Here is a 21,123-nt window from a genome sequence, read left to right as displayed (position 1 = left end):
CGCTCAAATGTTCAACCGCATACACAATTCAGTCTAACCGTTCCTGACACGAAAGATGTGGAACGCAGCGTCTTCGTCGCCTTCGATTTCTTCGAGAAACTCTGGCAGTGGCCCTGCAATAAGCTCGGCAGGTAGCCCCTTGCCGTCAGATACAGACGACCAATACTCGGACCTGGGATTGAACTTGCAGATCGCGATATAGTCCACACCCAGCTCTGCAAGACGCGGGCCTATTTCTGACGCATCTGATCTGAACAAATCAATCTGAGCCAGAAGCCCGGATTCGTTTCGATGGTAATTTCCAGCCAGAACCGAGTGATCCGTGTGACGAAGTACGTCGGGTGCATAGTCGAAACCAACGACAACCATTCCCGGAGCCAGATTACGAAGCGGCTCAAAGGAATTCTCTGCATTACAGGAAGTTATACGGCGCGGCTCTTGCGTTTCGCTTGCAGCGTTTCCGCCTTTGGGCGCGGTCAGAGCGGTATATCGCTTCTCGATACTGGCACCTGTTTTCGGTGACACAAGAGCGACAAACACGATCATGAGAACGCCCATCAGACTGCTACCGTTAGCCTTGTATTTTTGAAACATCACCCGCAATACCTGAGCCTGCACCGCCACCATGGACATACTCAGGAATATCCTCATCCGGGATTGGTACAAAAACAGGATCAGGCCTACCGCTACCAGCAACAGAAGCAGCAGATACTCTACCTTTTTATCTGAGGCACAGAGGAACACGGACGCTGCAAGTATCGTAAAAACAGCAATGCCAATCAGCGCGATAACCTCGCCTGTATGCCTTTGAATAACCACTGTAACATTCTGAGCTTCGGTTATTTGACTCAGCCAGAATGCGCGCATCGCAGCAGGCATTTGGTCAATCGGATTTTCCAAACAGTATGGGGCATAGGTGTGCGCCAGCCCCAGAACAATTGCCCCTACGACCAGAAAGCAACCCGCACGAGCCCAAACGGACCAGCCAGAGGCCAGAAAGGCAGCGCCAAATAGCCCGAGCGCGGCCAACCCGGTGGGCATGGCCACGCTGATGGTTAAGGCATCACATCCGGGGTAAAGGAAACTATCGCGGCTTGTCGTTGCCAGGGTCGTCAACACCAAAGTCACAAAAATCGCGGCGCTGAATTCCAATGTGCGGCGACGGCTGCCGCTTCCAGACAATATCCAATCCAGGGCGAAAAAGATCCCGATCAAGGCAATCTGTACCAGCGATTCCGTACCAATGGACACTGACACCGCAAGACACACGCCCATCCACCACCCGGCATGCGCCCTGTCCTTGCGAAGAACAAAGAAACTTAGGGCGGATGCAAATAACATGATCTGCAGCCCATGGTGATCGAAAGAGTACTGGTCGTAATTACCCGAGTTCTTTAGGGCAAATACCCCAATGACCAGAGCCGAGATCGCCCCTTCGCGCCCCCCCAGCCCACCGCCGGTGACGGCAAAAGCCCATAGAGTAAGTCCCGCCAGCAAGATTGGCCAAACAAATGCTGTCACCCCGAGCGCGGTCTTTGGCGGCAGGACCACACTGCTTAACCAATGAATCGCAGATATCGGCGCATCAACCAGACGCGACCAGTGCATCAAAGTTCCGTCGCCCGGCCCCAGGCGGTGCTGGTACGAATCAAACCACCCCTGCCCTTCTTGCAGGTCCGTTACGGTGACCCATCGCATGGTATCATCCGGACCTTCGACATAACCGCCAAGCATGATCAGAGCGATAAGCACCAAGAACGCAGCTACAAACAACCGGCATACAAACCTGTCAGCCAGGATGCTGTACGACCCCTGCAATCTTTGCATTTTTTCCTGCCCTCAGCTGTCTTATTTTTGAACCTTGCAACAAGTCAGGCACCATACTCAGAAAGCAGCGTGGGTTTATGCACCACCCTCTAGCCGAGCCAAATTGTCTGGTGATTATCGGATGTCGCACATAATTCGCGGCGTATCCGGCCTGGCCATCACTGTCGCAGGTGTGACGTTCGTCAGCTTACACTTTCCTCTTCCAGATGCAGCTTCATCTCGATTAGGACCTGCTGCAGAAGGCTGGTTTCCTTCAACAGCCGCTTGGCCTCGTTCATTGTGATAATTCCGTCTTCGATAGCGGCCTGGTATTCGGTCATCAACATGGCAAACCGCTGGCTGAGCGCGATGACATCCGAATTCACCCCACCTGTGCGCGGAGTATCCGTGTTGCGGCCATCATAGGACAACGTAATGTTCTTCAGATCAGCCAACGCCGAAGTCACGTGCGGATAGGACGCAGCCTTCTCAAGACGGGCAACCGCGTCCACCGGCATGAACCGATCACAATGCTCGGCATTGTCGGAATAATATCGCCCCAGCGTGGCCTTGGATTTTCCTGTTATGTCACACGCGGCTTCGATTCCGACATCCTTAACCAATGCTTCGGTATGCTTCTTCAGATAGGCCCCGATATCTGCCATTTTCTTACCTTTGTTACCTGCTCACCCGCTCCCGCTTGTCAGATTAGGGGAAAGGGTGGGGAAATTTCCCATACTCGAGTCATAATTGAAATGCCATACATTGGCTATCCCTCAGATATGCGGGGGATTTTGTGAGTGAGTGGCGGCAGTTCATGCCGGTAATGAGTGATCGTGAGGCGTTATTTTTTGGCCTCGCAACGTTTTGGCCACATGATGGCCGACGGCGTCGCTGTTGTGAGTGTGGGGGTTCCATCCCCAAAGAGCATGCGCTCGGCCTCTGCAACTGCAATGGCGACGTCGCTTTCCTGCAGACTATTGATGACTTGTTCGTTTTGTCGAAGCGTTTTAGACCCACGCCATGGCAAAGCTGTATTTCAATTATTCCACCATGAACGCGGGAAAATCGACCGTGTTGCTACAGGCCTCGCACAACTATCGCGAGCGGGGCATGGAGACTTATCTGATGACTGCGGCCATGGACGGGCGTGCAGGTGTCGGGCGGATCGCATCGCGTATTGGGATTTCGGAACCGGCGGATACGTTTCGTCCTGATGACGATGTATATTCGATGATAGAACAGCGGTTGGCCAACAGCACAATCGCCTGTGTGTTCGTGGACGAAGCGCAGTTTCTTTCCGAAGATCAGGCCTGGCAACTGGCCCGTGCCGTCGATGATCTGAAGGTTCCGGTGTTGGCCTACGGCTTGCGGGTGGACTTTCGGGGCAAACTGTTTCCCGGTTCTGCCGCACTTCTGGCCTTGGCGGATGAAATGCGCGAAGTGCGTACAATCTGCGAATGCGGTCGCAAGGCAACCATGGTGATTCGCCGGGATGAGAAGGGGCAAACCATTACCGAGGGCGCTCAGGTCCAGATTGGCGGGAACGAAACGTATGTCTCACTCTGTCGTAGGCATTGGCGCGAAGCTGTCGGGGGCTAGACCGGGTTCGGCACCGCACGGCCCGCAACAAAGGCTGCGACATTATCCAGTGCCATATGGCCCATGCTGGCTCGAACTTCTTCGGTCGCTGTGCCCAGATGAGGGAACAGTGTGACGTTTTCCATATCGCACAGCACATGTGGCACGGTCGGCTCGAATTCATAGACGTCCAGCCCGGCCCCTGCAATTTCCCCGGCCTGCAAACCAGCAATCAACGCGGCTTCGTCTACGACCTCACCACGCGCGATATTCACCAAGATGGCCGACGATTTCATCGCGCCCAGCACCCGAGCGTCGATGAGGTGGCGGGTCTCGGCCCCGCCGGGAACAGCCAGAACAAGAAAATCCACGGCCGCCGCCAGGGTCAGAAGATCCGGAACATACTCCGCGTCAAAGTCGAGCTGTTTGGCGCCGCGCGCCAGATAGGCGACCTGCATCCCAAATCCAAAGTGACAGCGCCCGGCTATCGCCTGACCGATCCGCCCCATCCCCACGATGCCGACCCGTTTTCCGGTGACGTGATGCCCCAGCATCTGCGTCGGGTGCCATCCTTCCCAGTTGCCTGCGCGAACCAGACGCTCGCCCTCTCCCGCGCGGCGGGCTGTGGACAGCAGCAGGGTCATGGCAATGTCTGCGGTTGCGTCTGTGACAGCCCCGGGTGTGTTGGTCACCTGCAACCCTGCCGCCTGCGCAGCGCGCACATCGATGTGGTTGTAGCCGACACCAAAATTGGCCAGCAATTTGCAGCGCGGTATCGGCACATCCGCAAGAACCTGCGCCGAGAATTGATCCCCGAGTGTCGGAACCACCAGATCAAAGTCGGTCAGAGCGCGCCTGAGTTCACCAGAATTCAACGGTAAAGTAGACGTGCGGATCTCAGCATCGAAATCCGCATGGGCGCGCGCCTCAACCTCTGATGTCATTGGTCGGGTGATCCAAAGCTTCATCAGTGCATCCGCCCACCTAGTGGCACTTTACCATCAGGTCCGATCAGCACGATTTCGTTGTTTTCGTCAGGCAGGCCGAGAACCAGCACTTCGGACATGAACTTGCCGATCTGGCGCGGCGGAAAGTTGACCACCGCCATCACCTGCTTCCCCACCAGCGAGGACGGATCGTAATGCGCAGTAGCCTGAGCGGAAGTTCTTCGTTCACCAATCTCATCTCCAAAATCGATCCACATCTTGATCGCAGGCTTGCGGGCCTCGGGATAAGGTTCGGCGCGGGTCACTTCGCCCACGCGGATATCAACTTTGAGAAACTCATCAAATGTAATCTCACTCACGAGACAACTCCTTGGATCGATCAGCTGCAGCTTTGACAGCGCGGTGTAGCAAGTCGGGAAAGCCTTCCTCCGCATGCATCAGAACCTCAAGCGCGGCCTGAGTGGTGCCATTGGGAGAGGTCACGTTGACGCGCAGTTGCGACGGGTCTTCATCCGCAGCCATGGCCAACGCTCCGGCCCCAGCCACAGTTGATTTGGCCAACCTCATGGCAAGTTCGTGCGGCAAGCCCTGTGCCTCACCTGCGGCTGCAAGGGTTTCGATCAAATGAAAGACATAGGCCGGACCCGAACCACTGAGACCGGTTACTGCGTCCATTTGGGATTCCGATTCCAAGCGAACAGTCTCGCCAATGGCCGTCAGAAGATTCTCGGCCAATTCAAGATTGATATCCGAAGTGTGGCTGTTCCCGATCACCGCCGTTATACCCTGCCGGATGGCCGCAGGCGTGTTTGGCATGGCGCGCACGATCGGAGTGCCGGCACCCAGAACGTCTTCGAATGTTGCAATTGAAGTGCCCGCAGCGACAGAAATGAACAGACTACCGCCCCCGCCCAGCGCCTGAATTGCAGGCAGGGCTGCGCCCATCATCTGCGGCTTGACGGCCACCAACACGACGGCGGGTGCCTCAGGCACTGGTGTATTGATATTGACGCCTTGCGCCTTGAGCCAGTCTGAAGGGTATGGATCAATCACCCAAACCGAGGCGGCGGGCAGGCCGTGATCCAACCAACCGGCCAGCATCGCGGATCCCATTTTGCCACAACCCAGAAGCACCAGCCCCTGTTCGGCGACACGCGACATATCCATGTTTGCCCCTCCCCTGACGTAACGGTTCGAGGCAAAGCTTTACGCCCGGCCGTAGGCCTCTGCAATGGCGACTTGCATTGCGTTCTCGGGGGTACGGTTGCCCCAAGTTACCAGCTGGATAGCGGGGTAATACCGCTCGGCGCTCAGAACCGCCGCGGTGATCATCGTATCGATCTGTTCCGGGCTGGCCATTTGACCGCCTGTGAGAACCAGACCATAGCGATAAACCATCAGCTTTTGGTTGGCCCAATACGTGAAAGCACCGGCCCAGCACTGGTCGTTCATTTTGTTGAGAAGTTCATACAGCACGGTTTCGCGATCTGCTGGCGGCTCCATCTCAAACGAGCAAACCATCCGCAGTGTTTCGTCATAATTGGACCAGGCCAAAGTGATCGAGTAGGTGCGCCATTGCCCTTCGACGGCCATGGCGATCTGATCGTCGCCAATACGATCAAAGTCCCAGTCGTGATGTTCGGCCAGATGTTCAACAATATCGATTGGATGAAGGTCTTCTTCGAGAAACTGCTCGGAAAGGGCCATTGTACCACCTCACTAATCTCTAGCATTTTGGGGCTGACAGCGCCCCAGCGCTAGTTGCCTGCTCTACAAGCCGGGCTTCCCCCGTAGGCTTGTACTAAATATGGTGCGGTGTGGGTGAGGATGTGGCAACCCCTATTCTTGGGGATAACAGCAATAAGTTGTGGACAGATGGCAACGACGACCAAAATATTGACGCTAGGCGCAGCTTTGTCTTGATTAAATTTTGTGATGCGTCAAACTACACCGCACGCACAATCCCACGCAGGATTGCGCGGCGGCTACTCTTGTCCTGAAAAATTGGATCTTCACGAAACGCCTAGGCGTTACTTGTCCAACTTAGCTTCAAGCGCCGCGATACGGCCCTCAAGCGCTGTGTTTTCTTCCCGCGCTTTCTGCGCCATGGCACGAACGGCATCAAACTCTTCACGCGTGACAAAATCACGGTCGGCCAGCCAACGGTCGATCATCGACTTCATCGCGTTTTCGGCCTCGTCTTTCGCGCCCTGCGCTACGCCCATGGCGTTGGTCATCAACTGGGAAACGTCATCCAGGATCTTGTTACGCGTTTGCATGTCTTTACTCCGGTATAGCGGTTGGTCTCTATATGGGTAAAGAATGGCCCGGGCTCAAGGTTGACTTGTCTCGCAAACCCCGGGCAATGAGACGCACATGCAGGCTGTTCTAAATTTCCCCGATCTGTCGCCCGATTTATTCTCGATCTCACTGTTTGGGATGGATTTCGCCCTAAGGTGGTATGCGCTGGCCTATATCGTCGGTATCCTGATTGCCTGGCGACTGGCCACGATGGCGCTGCGGCGTCCGGTTTTGTGGCCAGGCGATTCGCCCCCAATGAAGCCCGATCAACTAGAGGATCTGGTCACCTGGATTATTCTGGGCGTCATTCTGGGTGGGCGATTGGGGTTCGTGCTGTTCTATCAACCTGCCTATTATCTTTCGCATCCGTTGGAAGTCATCAAAGTCTGGCAAGGCGGTATGGCCTTTCACGGTGGCCTACTGGGCGTCATTTTCGCCTCATACCTGTTTGCCAGACGCCACAACATCCCTGCCCTGTCGCTGGGTGATCTGGTTGCATACACCGTCCCGCCCGGCTTGCTGCTGGGACGGTTGGCAAATTTCGTGAACGCCGAGCTGTGGGGCAGACCCAGCGAGCTGCCTTGGGCTGTCATCTTCCCTGGCATGGCGGCGCAGGATTGTCCCGGAGTTGTTGCGGGCATGTGCGCGCGGCACCCTTCGCAGCTCTACGAGGCGGCACTGGAAGGCGTGTTGCTCGGCACCTTGCTGCTGTGGTTGGTCTATCGCCGCAGGGCCTTTCGTACACCGGGCTTGATCATGGGCCTGTTTCTGGCGGGCTATGGCGCATCGCGGTTTATCGTTGAATTCTTCCGCCAGCCAGACGCACAGTTCGTCTCGCCCGGAAATCCGTTGGGGCTGGCATGGCATATGGGCGGTTATGGCCTGACAATGGGACAGTTGCTGTCACTCCCCATGATTGCGCTTGGTCTTTGGTTTGCAGTCCGCGCGCGGCGCGCGACATGAACCTGCGGGATCACCTGCTTGCTCGCATCCGTCAGGATGGTCCGATGAGCGTGGCTGATTACATGACCGAATGCCTGCTGCACCCAAAGCTGGGGTATTACACAACCCGCGACCCGCTTGGGGCGCAGGGGGACTTCATCACCGCCCCGGAAATCAGCCAGATGTTCGGCGAGTTGATCGGCCTATGCTTGGCGCAAAGCTGGATAACTCAAGGACGACCTACGCAGATTGCCTTGGCCGAGCTTGGGCCGGGGCGTGGGACGTTGATGGCGGACATGCTGCGCGCAACGCACACCATTCCCGGGTTTCATGATGCCGCACAGATTTTCCTGCTGGAGGCATCACCCGCATTGAAGGGGATACAGGCCGAAGCCCTGAGCGGACACATCCCGCAATGGATCGACAGCGTGACCGACTTGCCCGAGTTGCCGTTGTTTCTGGTGGCCAACGAGTTCTTTGATGCCCTCCCCATTCGCCAGTTCCTGCGAGATGGCGACGGGTGGCGTGAGCGGTTGATCGGCGACGGAGGCCAAGCGCTGACCTTTGGCCTAGGGCCAAATACATCACAAGTCGCGCTACAGGACAGGCTGGCAGACACAAAAGATGACGACATGGTCGAGCTGTGCGCGGCAGCAATTCCAATTCTGACGGTCATTGCCGGGCGGATTGCCACCCACGGCGGGGCCGCTTTGATCGTGGATTACGGCGACTGGCATTCGTTGGGCGATACGTTCCAAGCCTTGCGGGCGCATGAGCGCTCTGGCCCGCTGGAAGCGCCGGGTCAGGCTGACTTAACCGCGCATGTGGACTTTGAGCCTCTGGCAATCGCCACCCGGGCAGCGGGATGCGCCCATACACGTCTGACACAGCAGGGTGTGTTTCTGGAGCGGCTGGGAATCACCGCGCGGGCTCATGCATTGACCAAGTCTCTGAGCGGTTCCGAGCTTGAAGACCTGATCGCCGCACATCGCCGGTTGACGCATCCCGATGAAATGGGAAACCTGTTCAAAGTGCTGGGCCTCTACCCGTCACATGCAGCGCCACCACCGGGACTCGAGCCATGACATTGGAAATTCTGACTTCGGACATGCTGTCACCCATCCGACATGGGTTCTTCTGTCGACGTGGCGGTGCCTCATCAGGTATTTTCGCCGGGTTGAACTGCGGTTACGGGTCCTCTGATCAAACCGGGGCCGTGGCATTGAACCGCCGACGCGTGGCTGACGCGATGGAGGTGGCACCGGACGCGCTGGTCGGTGTGCATCAGGTACACTCTCCAACCGTTCTGACAGTTGATGGGCCAATCATCGGTGACAGACCCAAAGCAGATGCGATCGTAACAGCAACACCCGGATTAGCCCTGACGATCCTTACGGCAGATTGCCAACCTGTCCTGTTCGCTGATCCTGACGCAAAAGTGATCGGCGCAGCCCATGCCGGCTGGCGCGGTGCTTTGGACGGGGTGCTCGAAGCCACGTTGGATGCCATGGAGGCGGCGGGTGCTTCACGAAAAGACATCCGCGCCGTAATCGGGCCCTCAATTTCGCAACGCGCTTATGAGGTCGGGCCCGAGTTTCTCGACGATTTCGTGGCAGATTCACCAGAAAACACCCGTTTCTTCGCCAATGGTCAGGGTGATCGGCTACATTTTGACCTGACTGGCTTTGGCCTGCACAGGTTACGTCAGGCTGATATCGGGCAGGCCGAATGGACCCGGCATTGCACCTATTCAGACCCAGATCGGTTCTATTCCTATCGCCGCACTACACATGCGAAAGAAGCTGATTATGGCCGCCTGATTTCCGCCATAAGATTGTAGAAATTGCCCTGAATAAGGCAATATCGCCACCTTTCCGCCACATTTGTTGTGTTTATTCAGCGCAGAATCGTATCGAATTTTTTGCCAGTACTCAGATGGTTACCTGACTTTCAGACATTTGATTTCTGGCATCTCAATTAAGAAGGGCTGCCAAACTTCATTTTTTGTCCGTATTTGATCCCGGATAAGCCTTATCCCTGCCGCAAATCAGCGTCACGTTAGGCTCTCAAGGGATACGGGGCGTCAGACCCCAAGCAGAGCAGGATCAGAAAATGAAAACGAAATCTCGCTTTCTCAGCGCAGTAGTTGCTGCTGCGCAAGACCAGAATCTGGAAATGCCATGGAAGCGAGTTTCAAGCCATTCTGCCAGGGTCGCCCGCCGTTTGGCAACGCGACGCTGAGACAGAAACCCAAGAGACCAAGCTGCCGGTCTTAATGGGGAAGACGCGAATCGGGAAGTGCTCCGCCCCGATACGTGACTGGTCGCGGACTATATGCGGCCTGTTTTTGGAGTGTGTGTGTGGGAAATTCATGCCCGCAAAGTACGAGTTTGTCTGGGGGGTCAATGTGTTGACCAATGGAACGCGAATTTACTTCGCTGTGCGCTGCCGCTACCGCCAGTGCCCAGAGGTTACCCATTTGTTTCAAGACAAAGAACCAATCCGCCAAGTGGGCCTGTCCCACCTGTCCGGAGATTAAAGGGGACGGAATAATTATGACTATTCCAAATTCATTGGCTCGCGCTGCCAGAAACGCCGTTGAAACATCGGCACTGTTACGCGAGGCACCGCGACCGGCCACAACACAAAAGGCGCAGTTGCGACGCTATGAAGTCAGCAGCTTGTTAAAAAACGGCGATGTCGTACAGACACGTCATATCGCGCCAGCTCTGCCGATGTTCGAGGACGCATTCTGTGCCTTCTCACGCGGGTCATTGGTTGAAACTGAACACGGACCGATGGCAATCGAGGATTTGATGCCGGGGGACAGCGTTCTAACTCAAGATGGCACATCTGAAACCGTCTTGTGGAAGGGGTCAGTCACATTGGTCCCCGGACGCGAAGACTCGAGAGGCCGCACACGCCCGCTGACGCGGATCATGGCTGATACGTTCGGAATGCAAAAACCAATGTCGGGTGTGATTGCCGGTCCGGCTGCGCGGCTATTGGGAACACCCGCACATCTGCGCCACCTGCACGGAGGCGCGCAGATTCTGACACCTGTGGCAGAGTTTCAGGATGGGATGGGTGTTGTCGAAACAATGCCGCCCACACCGGTGGAACTGTTTCACATAAGCCTCAAAAAACACGCGGTGATCCGTGTCGATGGTTTACAGTTTGAAACCTATCACCCAGGTGTTAACGCAGTACGGATGATCAGCCATTCACTTCGGTCGATCTATCTGAACTTGTTTGCGCATATCGAATCGCTGAACGATTTTGGCCCGCTGCTGATGCCGCGCGCCGGAGACGGGGAAGTCGACGCGATCACTGCCTGAGGTGTTGTTAACGATTACTGCATAGCGGGGGCATCATGCAGCTATTACTAAGTTGGATTCTATCCTTGGCGGTCGCAGCGATGCTGCCGCCGCGTTCCGCGCCGCAAGAGCGCATACGGCTTATGCCGTCCGGTTCATTCGATCTTCCAGAACATCGAACGGCACGCCGGGTTCGTCTTTTGCGCCGCGGATAACAAGCGAGGTTTTGACGCTGGCCACGTTCGGCGTGGTCAGCAACTCGCCCGTCAGAAACTGTTGAAAACTGCTCAGGTCAGGTGCGACGCACTTCAGAATGAAATCCACCTCACCGTTCAGCATGTGACATTCCCGAACCAAGGGCCAGTCCCGGCAACGCTCCTCGAAGGCGCGCAATTCCGTTTCGGCCTGACTGTCCAACCCAACCATCGCGAACACCTGAACCTCGAACCCAAGTTCGCGGGCATTGACCTCGGCATGGTAGCCGGTGATGTAACCCGATTCTTCAAGAGTACGCACGCGTCGCAGGCAGGGCGGGGCTGAGATGCCGACTCGCTTAGCCAATTCCACGTTGGTCATACGACCGTCTGCCTGCAATTCCGCCAGAATTTTGCGGTCGATTTCATCCAGCCGAGTCGTGACCATCAAATGCTCCTGATTTTTCGGTTCTTATATCAGCACCCCGCCCATGCGCAATAATGTTTCGCGCATGCGCAATATTGTATGTTTTCAAAACACTCGTTTTCTTTGTGACTCGTCCCGCATCGCATAACAAGTCGCGGGCAGGAAGGGGCTTTAAGCCCTGCCCACCCGTCGCTATATCGTTGCGACGGGCAAAAGGCCCACATAAGGCAGTTCGAGCGGGGGTACCATGGCCGACACACGACACACCAAGGTTCTGATCATCGGATCAGGACCAGCAGGATACACGGCCGGCGTTTATGCCAGCCGCGCAATGCTGGACCCCATTCTGGTACAGGGGATCGAGCCGGGCGGACAGTTGACCACCACAACCGAGGTCGAGAACTGGCCCGGTGATACCGAGGTTCAAGGCCCCGATCTGATGGTTCGAATGCAGGACCATGCCAAAGCAATGGGCTGCGAAGTGATCGGAGACATCATCAGCAATCTGGACCTGAGCCAGCGCCCCTTTACGGCCAAAGGTGACAGCGGCACAACATACACCGCAGACGCAGTCATTCTGGCGACAGGCGCCCGTGCCAAATGGCTGGGCCTGCCATCGGAAGAGAAATTCAAGGGCTTTGGGGTCTCGGCCTGTGCCACCTGTGACGGATTTTTCTATCGCGGTCAGGAAATCGTGGTCATCGGGGGGGGCAACACTGCCGTCGAAGAGGCACTGTTCCTGACAAACTTCGCCAGCAAAGTCACCTTGATCCACCGCCGCGATGAGCTGCGGTCCGAAAAGATCCTGCAAGATCGCCTGCTGAAGAACGAGAAGATCGAACCGCTCTGGTTCCATGAACTGGACGAAGTGATCGGCACCGATGCGCCGCTGGGCGTCGAGGGCGTTCGCGTCAAGAACGTCAAGACTGGCGAGATCACCGAGATTCCATGCAAAGGTGTCTTCGTCGCCATCGGGCATGCTCCTTCCAACGAATTGGTGAAGGACACACTGGAGACCCACATGGGCGGCTATGTCGTAACCAAACCTGGATCAACCGAGACTTCGGTCCCCGGTGTGTTTGCAGCAGGCGATCTGACGGACCACATCTACCGTCAGGCCGTCACCAGCGCAGGTATGGGATGTATGGCCGCATTGGATGCCGAGCGGTTCCTGGCAGAGCAAGAGTAAAGTGATCAAGGAATTCTCTGGCCCGGTCTGGAGAATTTTGTTTCGATCGCGGGCAGATGCCTCATTAGCCCCTGCCCGCGCGCCCGAAGGTCGGTTTCACCACTCGGGTCAATGGGCGCTCTATGCGTCTCTCAGTGCCAAGGGCACCGGGATAGCGATCCGGCGATATATATCGGCTGATGATCCGCCGCGAGTCATTCAGCGATTTCAAATTTCGGGCGCGCGTTTATTGGATCTGCGTGGGCATTCCCAAGTGTCGGTGATTTGGCAAGATATCCGGGCGACGGGCGCAGTTTCTCCGACCTGGGCTTTTTCCAACGCTGCCCGGAAACAGGGTGCCGACGGGTTACTGTATAGCTCGCGATCTCGTCCGGAACTCAGCCATGTCGTTCTGTTCGATACCCGACCGACATTGATTGAACCAGTCAGCCCTGCAGAACCCTGGCCTTCCTAATGTCACGGTGCTTGGCTTGACCCCTGCATCGAGGCGCCTCAAACTTGGTCAAACGAAGTGATTACGGGTGGTAGCATTGGACAACGCTCTTTGGCGCGGCGGATGGGCAACCCGGCTCAGGATCGGTAGTGGTCTAATCCTGTTCACCTTTGCCTTTTTCCACTTTCTCAACATCGGCCTAGGTCTGTTTCATACTGACTATCTGCACGGCATGCAGGATGGGCGCAAAGCCGTCACCCGGCACGGCATCATGAGCGTGCTTCTCTATGCAGCACTCCTCGTTCACGCCGGCCTGGCCTTGACGTCGATTGCGCAACGCAAAACCCTGCGCATGCCATTCAGCTCGGCCTTGCAGGTCGCGCTGGGTCTGTTGATCCCGCTGCAACTGATCTCGCACATTGTCCAAACGCGCTATGCGCACGAAATCTACGGCGTCAATGACGAGATGGGTTACATCATCATTCTGATGTGGCCCAACTCGGCCATCTGGATGCAAAGCCTGCTGCTGCTGATTGTCTGGGTGCACGGGTGTATCGGCTTGCACATGTGGCTACGGCTGACCCGTTGGTGGCCCAAGACGGTCCCTTATCTGATTGGGGTGGCCGTGTTCATCCCGTCCTTCGCGTTGGCCGGGCTGCTGACCGAAGGTCGGCGAATCTGGTCCGACTTTTCCGACGAATTTCTACGGGACCAGTATATCGAGCACTACAACTGGCCCTCACCCGAAGCGTTTCAGGCCATGTTCAGCGTCAAAGACAACGCGCTGATGGCATTTTGGATCGCCTTGGGTGCGTCAGCCTTGTTCTATGTCGGCCGCAAACTGTGGCGACGCAGGCATTCTGTGCGGATCAAATACGCGCGCGGCCCTGAGGTGGTCGCGGAAAAGGGCATGACGCTGCTGGAGATCTCGCAGGCAAACGGGGTCCCGCACACAGCGCTTTGCGGCGGCAAAGGGCGATGCACCACCTGTCGGGTCATTGTCGAAGACGGAGCGGACCTTCTGCCCCCGCCCAGCGACGTCGAGGCACGCAGCCTGGCCGCAGTTGGCGCCTCGGCCCAGACAAGGCTGGCCTGCCAGATACGACCAACCGAACCGGTTACCGTGTTTCGCGTTTTTCGGCCCGACGGCGGGCGCCACCGAGGTCATGCCAGTCAGGGCCAGGAACGGCAGCTGGCCGTCCTGTTTCTGGACATGCGCGGTTTTACAGCACGTACAACAGGGCAATTGCCCTATGACATCGTGTTCCTGCTGAACCGCTTTTTTGACGCAATTGTCCCGGCCATAACCCATGACGGTGGCGTCGTAGACAAATACATGGGTGATGGCCTGCTCGCCGTCTTCGAAAAAGCTGATGCAGCCAGCTCAGCCCGCGCCGGGCTAAAGGCGGTCATCGATATCAGTCACGCGCTGGACCGTTTCAATCAGCAACTGGAAGCCGAAGGCAGCCCCCGTATTCGCATTGGCATGGGGTTGCATCTGGGTGATCTCGTTTTGGGTGAGATTGGCGCGGCAGGGCATGCGTCACGCACCATTATCGGCGATGCAGTCAATGTTGCCAGCCGTCTGGAAAGTGAAACCAAGGCACTGGGTGTTGAATTGCTGGTCTCTGACGAACTGCTGCAAGCGGCGGATGTCGAGATCAATTCAGATGACATCCGCCTGTTTCAACTGCGTGGCGTTACGCAGCCGGTTCCTGCCCTGCCGGTGACCTGCGCGTCAGACCTAGGCCAACCGGTCCACAGACAGGAACACATATCCTCGGGCTGAGAAGATTGTTGCCAATTGGCGGAACCTCAGTCGCATTTTCTAACGCAAACTGGAAATTCCTTCCATTCCAGAAAAAATCAGCGCATATCATCCTTTGTTTCATTGGCGCTGGTGGACTTTGATCGACAGTCGGGGCAAATGCCCCCCAAACGCCCGAGACCCATTGGTAAAACAACACTGTGATAAGAGTATTCTGATGACCATGTTAAGCAATTTGGCCCCAATCCCAGAATTATTTGTGTCGTATGACTCGGCTCAGAAGCTGAAAGTCGAGGCCGCTGACCTAACCAGCTGGGATTTGAGCCCGCGCCAGATCTGCGATCTGGAACTTTTGATGAATGGTGGTTTCAACCCGCTAAAAGGGTTTCTTGGCGAAGCTGATTACGACAACGTCGTTGAAAACATGCGTCTGGCAGACGGCACATTGTGGCCAATGCCTATTACTCTGGATGTCAGCGAGGACTTCGCCGAGAAGATCGAGTTGGGACAGGACATCGCCCTGCGCGATCAGGAAGGTGTCATTCTGGGCACCATGACTGTGACCGACCGCTGGACGCCAAACAAGTCGCGCGAGGCTGAAAAGGTCTTTGGTGCCGATGACGACGCGCACCCGGCGGTGAACTACCTGCACAACGCGGCCGGCAAAGTCTATCTGGGTGGCCCGATAGTCGGCATCCAACAGCCCGTGCACTATGACTTCCGCGCGCGCCGCGACACGCCGAACGAGTTGCGCGCTTATTTCCGCAAGCTGGGTTGGCGCCGTATCGTTGCATTCCAAACCCGCAATCCGCTGCACCGTGCGCATCAGGAACTGACCTTCCGCGCTGCCAAGGAAGCACAGGCCAACCTGCTGATCCACCCGGTCGTTGGCATGACCAAGCCGGGCGACGTGGATCATTTCACCCGCGTGCGCTGCTACGAGGCGGTGCTGGATAAATACCCGGCCTCGACCACTTCGATGTCGCTGCTGAATCTGGCGATGCGCATGGCTGGCCCGCGTGAGGCGGTCTGGCACGGCCTGATCCGCGCCAACCACGGCTGCACCCACTTCATCGTTGGTCGCGATCATGCTGGTCCCGGCAAGAACTCGGCCGGTGATGATTTCTACGGGCCTTACGACGCGCAAGATCTGTTCCGTCAGTATCAGGACGAAATCGGCGTCGAGATGGTTGATTTCAAACACATGGTCTTTGTGCAGGAACGTGCCCAATACGAACCGAATGACGAGATCCTGGACAAAGATAACGTCACTATCCTGAACATCTCGGGCACTGAACTGCGTCGCCGTCTGGCCGAAGGTCTGGAAATCCCGGAATGGTTCAGTTTCCCCGAGGTTGTGACCGAGCTGCGCAAAACCAGACCACCACGCAGCCAGCAAGGCTTTACCGTGTTCTTCACCGGGTTCTCTGGCTCGGGCAAATCGACCATCGCCAACGCGTTGATGGTCAAGCTGATGGAGATGGGCGGGCGTCCGGTCACGCTGTTGGATGGTGACATCGTGCGGAAGAACCTGTCGTCCGAGCTCGGCTTCTCGAAAGAGCACCGCGACCTGAACATCCGTCGCATCGGTTATGTCGCCAGCGAGATCACCAAGAATGGCGGCATCGCCATCTGCGCCCCAATCGCGCCCTACGCCACGACGCGCCGCGCTGTTCGTGAAGAGATCGAACAGTTCGGGGCCTTCTGCGAGGTACACGTGGCAACAAGTATCGAAGAATGCGAACGCCGCGACCGTAAGGGCCTGTACAAGCTGGCACGTGAGGGCAAGATCAAGGAATTCACCGGCATCTCGGACCCGTATGACGTTCCGCCGAACCCAGAGCTGAGCGTCGAGACCGAGAATGTCGAGGTCGACAATTGCGCCCATCAGGTTCTGCTAAAGCTGGAGAGCATGGGTTTGATTGCCGCGTCGTGATCCTGCTTAGAGCATAACACTGACGAAAGCCCCCGGATTTCCGGGGGCTTTTCGCTATCTGCTTCAGGTTTTCAGATTTTTATAATTCAGCCCGTATGGCGGCGACTGCGCGGCGCTCAAAATTACCATAGTCGTCTGCTTTGGCCTGAGCCACCTGCAAGTGCGGTAGGCGCGTTGCGTAATCTTCAGGTGACATAGCCGCGATAGCGCGCTGGATATCAGCCTGCGTTTCGCACAGGATCATGCCCGAGGTGTCCATGAAATCACCTATGTTCGGACACCCCCAATAGATCGGAACGGTCGAGCATAGGATCGCGTCCGTCAGCTTCTCTGAGAAATAGTTCCGCTCGCGTACATTCTCGATCACCACCGAATAGCGATAAGGGGCCAACCCATCAGATTTCTGATCAAACGGCGTGTAACCACGGCCCATGATGTCCACGTCCGCCCCGGTCTCGCGCACCCAGTCGATGACCGCATGGCGCAGTTGATGCCCCACAAGGTCGCGTTTGGCCGAAGCGATAAGAGAACAGGGTTTGGTTTTCTCGACTGACAGATCGCGCCAGTCAGGCACCATCGTCACGCCGTAAGGCAAGAACACCGCGTTGGGTATGCCCTGCAACAAAACGTCATGAAAGGTGAGCACCCGGAAAAAGCGCCGCCAGGTAAAGCGTAGCAACCGGTCGTGTTTGGCGTGAAGGGCCGATGGCTCGCCCATCATCAGCGATATCCGCGCCCGGGTGCCCCGGCGCAAGCGCAGATGCACCGTCGAGTTTGGGTACATGATCAGGTGATCGGTCGGCTCCAGATCGCCGACTGACTTGCCCCTCAACCGATCAGGGCAGCCTTCGGGCCAGATGAGATCAGCCAACGGTACCTTGCCCAGTTTCGAACCCAGACGGTGGCCATAGGGCAAAATGGCAATGGCGGGTTCAGTCATTGCGCATTCTCGGGCAGATCGACCTGCCCGCGCATCAGGACGTGACCCCTACCTGCGACCTTGATCCCTGTCATCGCTTCAGCCGGGCCGACACGCGTCACTGTGGCCTGACCAGGGCGATCCATGTCGTGGCCCTGCTCGGCCATGAACGTGTCTTTGTCCATTAGTCCGTATTTCCACAGATATGCCGCCATTGCTCCGGTAGCCGATCCGGTAAAGGGATCCTCAGGTGGGCTGGGCGGGGCCAGAAGCAGGCGCGAGAATGTATCGCCCGCAGCCGTCGCCCCCTGAAGCGTCACCAGGAACGGTTCGGCCATGTCTGAACCGGAATAACCTGCAGCCTGCGCCACCTGTCGCAACGGCCCTTCGGCCAGACGTGCCGCGCGCAGGGCACTGTGGTCACGTAGGACAGTAACGCAGAACGGCAAACCGGTCGAAACCATCCGTGGCGGGGAAATGATGACACTCTCAGGTAGACTTATTGCAGACGCGACAAGTTCAGCAGGGACGTATGCGCCAAATTCTGGCGCGATCTGCGTCATTTCGATTTCATCGCCATTCAGCCGGATGTGAACAATACCGGCACCTGTCTCAAGCGTCAGCGTTTCACCCGTGAACAACCCCCGTGATCGCATGGCCGCGACAGTGGCAATCGTTGGATGGCCCGCAAACGGGATTTCCCGACTGGCAAGAAAATAGCGCACGCGAATGTCGGCAACATTCGATGGGCCCGTGAATGTACATTCAACCAACGAGGTTTCGCGGACATACGCCATGCATGTCTCTGTGGGCAAATTGGCCCCATCGTGGACCACGGCGCATCCGTTCCCACCAAAAGCGCGATCGCTGAAGGCATCTACCCAATCAAAATCGAACCAGCTCATGCATTATTTTCCTTGATGCAAAAATGGCGGCCAGCACGGCCACGCCGGTTCGCATATGTCGCCTTTGTCGCGAAGAAAGTCACGTCAAAAGGACACGGTTTGGGGCCGTTCAGTGAACGGCCACCGGCGAAAGATCATGCTCGCGGGCCAGCACAAAGGCCAGTTTCCTGTCGGCAACCAGCGCAAGCTGTTGCCCATCCGAGTCGTGAACCGCATATAGTTGATCCAGATCGCCCGCCTGATCACGCAAATCCCGCGGCAGGTCGGCGACGTCAACCGTTTTCACATAAACGATCCGGTCGCCTTCGGTGTTGATTTCAATCGGTGTATTCATAGCTCTTACCCCTTCCTTATGTTGATTGTCTGCACCACGGTTTCAGGCACGGCGCGGGTCAGATCCACATGCAGCAGACCGTTTTCCATGATCGCCTCGCCCACTTCGACACCATCGGCCAGCACATACATGCGCTGAAATTGACGTGCGGCGATGCCACGGTGCAGGAATATACGCCCTTCGCTGTCATCGCGCTGACGGCCCCGGATGACCAACTGACGATCCTCGATGGTGATCGACAGATCCTTTTCAGCAAACCCGGCCACGGCCAGAGTAATACGGTAGGAAAAATCCGAGGTCTGTTCGATATTGTAAGGCGGGTACCCTTCGTTGCCAGCCTTTGCAGACCGTTCCAGAAGGCGCTCCAACTGCTCGAACCCCAATAGATGCGGGTGTGAGCCAAGAGTAAGTTTTGACACGTTTTCTCGTCCTTTATTGTCAAAGCGACGTGGTCTGCGGTCCCGTATCGGCAACCGCGTGTTATAGAATATGGGAAGAAACAGGGATGTCCACAAGGTCTGGCCCGATTCACCTTAACACACTATCTTGTGTGGAACGCACCACCAGCCAAATTGAGTCGCCCATGAACGCGCCCACCGATCTTTCGATGAAAACTGATGAAGTTCTGCGGGTTGAACTGGAGGTTTTTCGCCGCCAGCACCGCGACCTGGATGAGGCGATCGAGGCCTTGCAGGCCAAAGGTACGGCAGACCAACTGACGCTCAAGCGTCTGAAAAAGCAGAAATTGCGTCTCAAGGACATCATTCGGTTGATCGAAGACCGTCTGACCCCCGATATCATTGCCTAATACACCGACACTGCATTGCCACATAACCGGATTTGGCTATAGTGCGCGCTCTTTCTGGACGGCAGGGACATAAGCAGATGGGCGAGATCAAAGTCGGGATCATCATGGGAAGCCAATCGGACTGGCCCACCATGAAAGAAGCTGCGAATATTCTGGATGAACTGGGCGTTTCCTACGAAAAACGTATCGTTTCGGCCCATCGCACACCAGATCGCCTTTGGGATTACGGGAAAACCGCCGTGGAGCGTGGCCTGCAGGTGATCATTGCCGGTGCTGGCGGTGCTGCGCATTTGCCGGGCATGATGGCATCCAAGACCCGAGTGCCGGTCGTGGGCGTGCCAATTCAAACGCGGGCGTTGTCGGGTGTCGATTCTTTGTATTCGATTGTGCAGATGCCCAAGGGGTTTCCGGTGGCAACCATGGCAATCGGATCCGCAGGCGGTGCGAATGCCGGGCTGATGGCGGCAGGTATTCTTGCCTTGCAAGATGACGAACTGGCCCAGCGTTTGGATGCGTGGCGCACGGCCCTGTCTGCCTCGATTGCGCAAGAGCCCGAAGGATGAGCCGGATTGGCTTTATTGGCACCGGGCACATCGCCGCCCCGATTGCGCGGTTTCTGGCGGCCAAGGGGCACAAAATTTCGGTCACGGAACGCAGCGCTCAGGTTTCGGCTCAGCTGAAGGTGGAATTGGGTGCCAGCGTTGCGGCACCTCAGTCCGTAATCGACACCAGCGACATTGTCTTCCTTTGCCTGCGACCGCACATGGCAGCCGAGGTACTGTCCTCTCTGACCTTTCGTGCGGATCAACAGATCATATCGGTTATGGCAGCCGTTTCAGCAGATGAGCTTGCGTCGCTCTGCGCGCCCGCCTCGGACTTCGTTCAAACAATTCCTTTGGGTTTTTTGCAGGCTGGCGGGTGTCCTCTGGCCGCATTCGGCAATGATTGCCTGCTGGCCGATCTGTTCGAGCCGGAAAACCCGGTAGTCAAAGTTTCGGATGCAACCGCGCTCAACGCGCATTTCGCGGTCTGCGCCATGGTACCCGGCCTCTTGGATTTGATGGCGACCGGTTCCGATTGGTTGGCCAAAGAAACCGGGGACGCAGATGCGGCCGAATTCTACACAACTCAGTTGGTCTCAGGCTTTCTCGCCACAATGGAAAAAGGCAAGGCTGGGCGACTGGCGGAAGAACGCGATGCCTTGGCAACGGATGGAACGCTAAGTCTGCAAATGATTACAGCACTGCGCTCGGACAAAGCCCACGATGCATTAAAACAAGCCCTGGCGGCAATTGGAAAACGGTTGGAGACGTGAT

The 21,123-nt window shown here is 56.7% G+C and carries 24 protein-coding genes; 12 read left to right on the top strand and 12 right to left on the bottom strand.

What is annotated here, in order from left to right; genetic code table 11:
- Window positions 1-33: 33 nt before the first annotated feature.
- Together HW561_RS01195 and HW561_RS01190 are read right to left on the bottom strand one after the other, a co-directional pair.
- Window positions 34-1,827: a hypothetical protein gene (locus HW561_RS01195; RefSeq protein ID WP_176861399.1), complete on the bottom strand. Its 1,794-nt coding sequence runs from the start codon at window positions 1,825-1,827 to the stop codon at window positions 34-36.
- 182 nt (window positions 1,828-2,009) lie between these two features.
- Window positions 2,010-2,471 (bottom strand): hypothetical protein, encoded by a 462-nt coding sequence (locus HW561_RS01190; RefSeq protein ID WP_176861398.1) that lies wholly within the window; start codon window positions 2,469-2,471, stop codon window positions 2,010-2,012.
- Between the two features lie 358 nt (window positions 2,472-2,829).
- Here HW561_RS01190 and HW561_RS01185 point away from each other — a divergent pair, with 358 nt between their 5' ends.
- Window positions 2,830-3,408: a thymidine kinase gene (locus HW561_RS01185; protein WP_176861397.1), complete on the top strand. Its 579-nt coding sequence runs from the start codon at window positions 2,830-2,832 to the stop codon at window positions 3,406-3,408.
- On the opposite strand, the gene HW561_RS01180 is transcribed toward HW561_RS01185, so the two are convergent.
- The 5 genes from HW561_RS01180 to HW561_RS01160 form a co-directional block, all read right to left on the bottom strand.
- Window positions 3,405-4,355: a 2-hydroxyacid dehydrogenase gene (locus HW561_RS01180; protein ID WP_176861396.1), complete on the bottom strand. Its 951-nt coding sequence runs from the start codon at window positions 4,353-4,355 to the stop codon at window positions 3,405-3,407. The two genes, HW561_RS01185 and HW561_RS01180, sit on opposite strands and share 4 nt — an antisense overlap.
- On the bottom strand, window positions 4,355-4,693 hold the full coding sequence (locus tag HW561_RS01175; RefSeq protein WP_176861395.1) for a tRNA-binding protein: 339 nt from the start codon (window positions 4,691-4,693) through the stop codon (window positions 4,355-4,357). Before HW561_RS01175 ends, HW561_RS01180 begins: the two co-directional genes overlap by 1 nt.
- A complete protein-coding gene (gene proC, locus HW561_RS01170) occupies window positions 4,686-5,501 on the bottom strand; it encodes a pyrroline-5-carboxylate reductase (RefSeq protein ID WP_176861394.1) in 816 nt (271 codons plus the stop codon). The genes HW561_RS01175 and proC overlap by 8 nt, the downstream gene beginning before the upstream one ends.
- 39 nt (window positions 5,502-5,540) lie before the next feature.
- Entirely contained in the window at window positions 5,541-6,041 is a 501-nt protein-coding gene (locus tag HW561_RS01165; RefSeq protein ID WP_176861393.1) for a type III secretion system chaperone family protein, read from the bottom strand.
- A gap of 323 nt (window positions 6,042-6,364) precedes the next feature.
- Complete coding sequence (locus tag HW561_RS01160) at window positions 6,365-6,613, bottom strand: accessory factor UbiK family protein (protein WP_176861392.1); 249 nt, start codon at window positions 6,611-6,613, stop codon at window positions 6,365-6,367.
- 97 nt (window positions 6,614-6,710) lie between these two features.
- On the opposite strand from HW561_RS01160, the gene lgt reads away from it, so the two are divergent.
- The 4 genes from lgt (at window position 6,711) to HW561_RS01140 (ending at window position 10,915) form a co-directional block, all read left to right on the top strand.
- Entirely contained in the window at window positions 6,711-7,598 is an 888-nt protein-coding gene (lgt, locus tag HW561_RS01155) for a prolipoprotein diacylglyceryl transferase (protein WP_176861391.1), read from the top strand.
- Window positions 7,595-8,662 carry a class I SAM-dependent methyltransferase gene (locus HW561_RS01150; RefSeq protein ID WP_176861390.1) on the top strand — a complete coding sequence of 356 codons (1,068 nt, stop codon included), beginning with the start codon at window positions 7,595-7,597 and terminating at the stop codon, window positions 8,660-8,662. Before lgt ends, HW561_RS01150 begins: the two co-directional genes overlap by 4 nt.
- Window positions 8,659-9,417, top strand: a complete 759-nt coding sequence (gene pgeF, locus HW561_RS01145) for a peptidoglycan editing factor PgeF (RefSeq protein WP_176861389.1) — start codon at window positions 8,659-8,661, stop codon at window positions 9,415-9,417. The genes HW561_RS01150 and pgeF overlap by 4 nt, the downstream gene beginning before the upstream one ends.
- A 715-nt stretch (window positions 9,418-10,132) precedes the next feature.
- Window positions 10,133-10,915 (top strand): Hint domain-containing protein, encoded by a 783-nt coding sequence (locus tag HW561_RS01140; RefSeq protein ID WP_176861388.1) that lies wholly within the window; start codon window positions 10,133-10,135, stop codon window positions 10,913-10,915.
- Window positions 10,916-11,035: 120 nt separating this feature from the next.
- On the opposite strand, the gene HW561_RS01135 is transcribed toward HW561_RS01140, so the two are convergent.
- Complete coding sequence (locus tag HW561_RS01135; protein ID WP_176861387.1) at window positions 11,036-11,536, bottom strand: Lrp/AsnC family transcriptional regulator; 501 nt, start codon at window positions 11,534-11,536, stop codon at window positions 11,036-11,038.
- A 226-nt stretch (window positions 11,537-11,762) separates the two neighbouring features.
- Here HW561_RS01135 and trxB point away from each other — a divergent pair, with 226 nt between their 5' ends.
- The 4 genes from trxB (at window position 11,763) to HW561_RS01115 (ending at window position 16,841) form a co-directional block, all read left to right on the top strand.
- Window positions 11,763-12,704 carry a thioredoxin-disulfide reductase gene (gene trxB / locus HW561_RS01130; protein WP_176861386.1) on the top strand — a complete coding sequence of 314 codons (942 nt, stop codon included), beginning with the start codon at window positions 11,763-11,765 and terminating at the stop codon, window positions 12,702-12,704.
- Between the two features lies 1 nt (window position 12,705).
- Window positions 12,706-13,158 carry an RES family NAD+ phosphorylase gene (locus tag HW561_RS01125; RefSeq protein ID WP_328803217.1) on the top strand — a complete coding sequence of 151 codons (453 nt, stop codon included), beginning with the start codon at window positions 12,706-12,708 and terminating at the stop codon, window positions 13,156-13,158.
- 76 nt (window positions 13,159-13,234) lie between these two features.
- The gene (locus HW561_RS01120; RefSeq protein ID WP_176861384.1) at window positions 13,235-14,926 is read left to right on the top strand and encodes an adenylate/guanylate cyclase domain-containing protein; all 1,692 of its coding nucleotides are present in this window, start codon (window positions 13,235-13,237) and stop codon (window positions 14,924-14,926) included.
- Window positions 14,927-15,122: 196 nt separating this feature from the next.
- Entirely contained in the window at window positions 15,123-16,841 is a 1,719-nt protein-coding gene (locus HW561_RS01115) for a bifunctional sulfate adenylyltransferase/adenylylsulfate kinase (RefSeq protein WP_176861383.1), read from the top strand.
- A gap of 79 nt (window positions 16,842-16,920) precedes the next feature.
- Here the strand turns inward: HW561_RS01115 and HW561_RS01110 are convergent, their stop codons facing one another.
- From HW561_RS01110 to HW561_RS01095, 4 genes are all read right to left on the bottom strand, one after another.
- Window positions 16,921-17,781 (bottom strand): glycosyltransferase family 10 fucosyltransferase, encoded by an 861-nt coding sequence (locus HW561_RS01110; protein WP_176861382.1) that lies wholly within the window; start codon window positions 17,779-17,781, stop codon window positions 16,921-16,923.
- Window positions 17,778-18,665 carry a PhzF family phenazine biosynthesis protein gene (locus tag HW561_RS01105; RefSeq protein WP_176861381.1) on the bottom strand — a complete coding sequence of 296 codons (888 nt, stop codon included), beginning with the start codon at window positions 18,663-18,665 and terminating at the stop codon, window positions 17,778-17,780. The genes HW561_RS01110 and HW561_RS01105 overlap by 4 nt, the downstream gene beginning before the upstream one ends.
- 109 nt (window positions 18,666-18,774) lie before the next feature.
- Window positions 18,775-18,999, bottom strand: a complete 225-nt coding sequence (locus tag HW561_RS01100) for a DUF1150 family protein (RefSeq protein WP_176861380.1) — start codon at window positions 18,997-18,999, stop codon at window positions 18,775-18,777.
- A gap of 5 nt (window positions 19,000-19,004) precedes the next feature.
- Window positions 19,005-19,418 carry an Hsp20 family protein gene (locus HW561_RS01095; protein WP_176861379.1) on the bottom strand — a complete coding sequence of 138 codons (414 nt, stop codon included), beginning with the start codon at window positions 19,416-19,418 and terminating at the stop codon, window positions 19,005-19,007.
- A 164-nt stretch (window positions 19,419-19,582) separates the two neighbouring features.
- Between HW561_RS01095 and HW561_RS01090 the strand changes: the two genes are divergently transcribed.
- The 3 genes from HW561_RS01090 (at window position 19,583) to HW561_RS01080 (ending at window position 21,122) form a co-directional block, all read left to right on the top strand.
- Window positions 19,583-19,807, top strand: coding sequence for a YdcH family protein (locus HW561_RS01090; RefSeq protein WP_176861378.1), 225 nt, complete (start codon window positions 19,583-19,585; stop codon window positions 19,805-19,807).
- A 77-nt stretch (window positions 19,808-19,884) separates the two neighbouring features.
- Window positions 19,885-20,370: a 5-(carboxyamino)imidazole ribonucleotide mutase gene (purE, locus tag HW561_RS01085; RefSeq protein WP_176861377.1), complete on the top strand. Its 486-nt coding sequence runs from the start codon at window positions 19,885-19,887 to the stop codon at window positions 20,368-20,370.
- On the top strand, window positions 20,367-21,122 hold the full coding sequence (locus tag HW561_RS01080; RefSeq protein ID WP_176861376.1) for an NAD(P)-binding domain-containing protein: 756 nt from the start codon (window positions 20,367-20,369) through the stop codon (window positions 21,120-21,122). The genes purE and HW561_RS01080 overlap by 4 nt, the downstream gene beginning before the upstream one ends.
- Window position 21,123 lies beyond the last annotated feature (1 nt).

It is taken from the genome of Ruegeria haliotis, from assembly GCF_013377785.1.
Taxonomy (GTDB): Bacteria; Pseudomonadota; Alphaproteobacteria; order Rhodobacterales; family Rhodobacteraceae; genus Ruegeria; species Ruegeria haliotis.
This window is presented reverse-complemented; position numbering and strand designations above follow the sequence as displayed.

Bases quoted from the DNA above. Each gene is read 5' to 3' on its own strand.
- HW561_RS01195 (WP_176861399.1), bottom strand. From the start codon at position 1,827: ATGCAAAGATTGCAGGGGTCGTACAGCATCCTGGCTGACAGGTTTGTA.
- HW561_RS01190 (WP_176861398.1), bottom strand. From the start codon at position 2,471: ATGGCAGATATCGGGGCCTATCTGAAGAAGCATACCGAAGCATTGGTT.
- HW561_RS01185 (WP_176861397.1), top strand. From the start codon at position 2,830: ATGGCAAAGCTGTATTTCAATTATTCCACCATGAACGCGGGAAAATCG.
- HW561_RS01180 (WP_176861396.1), bottom strand. From the start codon at position 4,355: ATGAAGCTTTGGATCACCCGACCAATGACATCAGAGGTTGAGGCGCGC.
- proC (WP_176861394.1), bottom strand. From the start codon at position 5,501: ATGGATATGTCGCGTGTCGCCGAACAGGGGCTGGTGCTTCTGGGTTGT.
- HW561_RS01165 (WP_176861393.1), bottom strand. From the start codon at position 6,041: ATGGCCCTTTCCGAGCAGTTTCTCGAAGAAGACCTTCATCCAATCGAT.
- HW561_RS01160 (WP_176861392.1), bottom strand. From the start codon at position 6,613: ATGCAAACGCGTAACAAGATCCTGGATGACGTTTCCCAGTTGATGACC.
- lgt (WP_176861391.1), top strand. From the start codon at position 6,711: ATGCAGGCTGTTCTAAATTTCCCCGATCTGTCGCCCGATTTATTCTCG.
- HW561_RS01150 (WP_176861390.1), top strand. From the start codon at position 7,595: ATGAACCTGCGGGATCACCTGCTTGCTCGCATCCGTCAGGATGGTCCG.
- pgeF (WP_176861389.1), top strand. From the start codon at position 8,659: ATGACATTGGAAATTCTGACTTCGGACATGCTGTCACCCATCCGACAT.
- HW561_RS01140 (WP_176861388.1), top strand. From the start codon at position 10,133: ATGACTATTCCAAATTCATTGGCTCGCGCTGCCAGAAACGCCGTTGAA.
- HW561_RS01135 (WP_176861387.1), bottom strand. From the start codon at position 11,536: ATGGTCACGACTCGGCTGGATGAAATCGACCGCAAAATTCTGGCGGAA.
- trxB (WP_176861386.1), top strand. From the start codon at position 11,763: ATGGCCGACACACGACACACCAAGGTTCTGATCATCGGATCAGGACCA.
- HW561_RS01115 (WP_176861383.1), top strand. From the start codon at position 15,123: ATGACCATGTTAAGCAATTTGGCCCCAATCCCAGAATTATTTGTGTCG.
- HW561_RS01110 (WP_176861382.1), bottom strand. From the start codon at position 17,781: ATGACTGAACCCGCCATTGCCATTTTGCCCTATGGCCACCGTCTGGGT.
- HW561_RS01105 (WP_176861381.1), bottom strand. From the start codon at position 18,665: ATGAGCTGGTTCGATTTTGATTGGGTAGATGCCTTCAGCGATCGCGCT.
- HW561_RS01100 (WP_176861380.1), bottom strand. From the start codon at position 18,999: ATGAATACACCGATTGAAATCAACACCGAAGGCGACCGGATCGTTTAT.
- HW561_RS01090 (WP_176861378.1), top strand. From the start codon at position 19,583: ATGAACGCGCCCACCGATCTTTCGATGAAAACTGATGAAGTTCTGCGG.
- purE (WP_176861377.1), top strand. From the start codon at position 19,885: ATGGGCGAGATCAAAGTCGGGATCATCATGGGAAGCCAATCGGACTGG.
- HW561_RS01080 (WP_176861376.1), top strand. From the start codon at position 20,367: ATGAGCCGGATTGGCTTTATTGGCACCGGGCACATCGCCGCCCCGATT.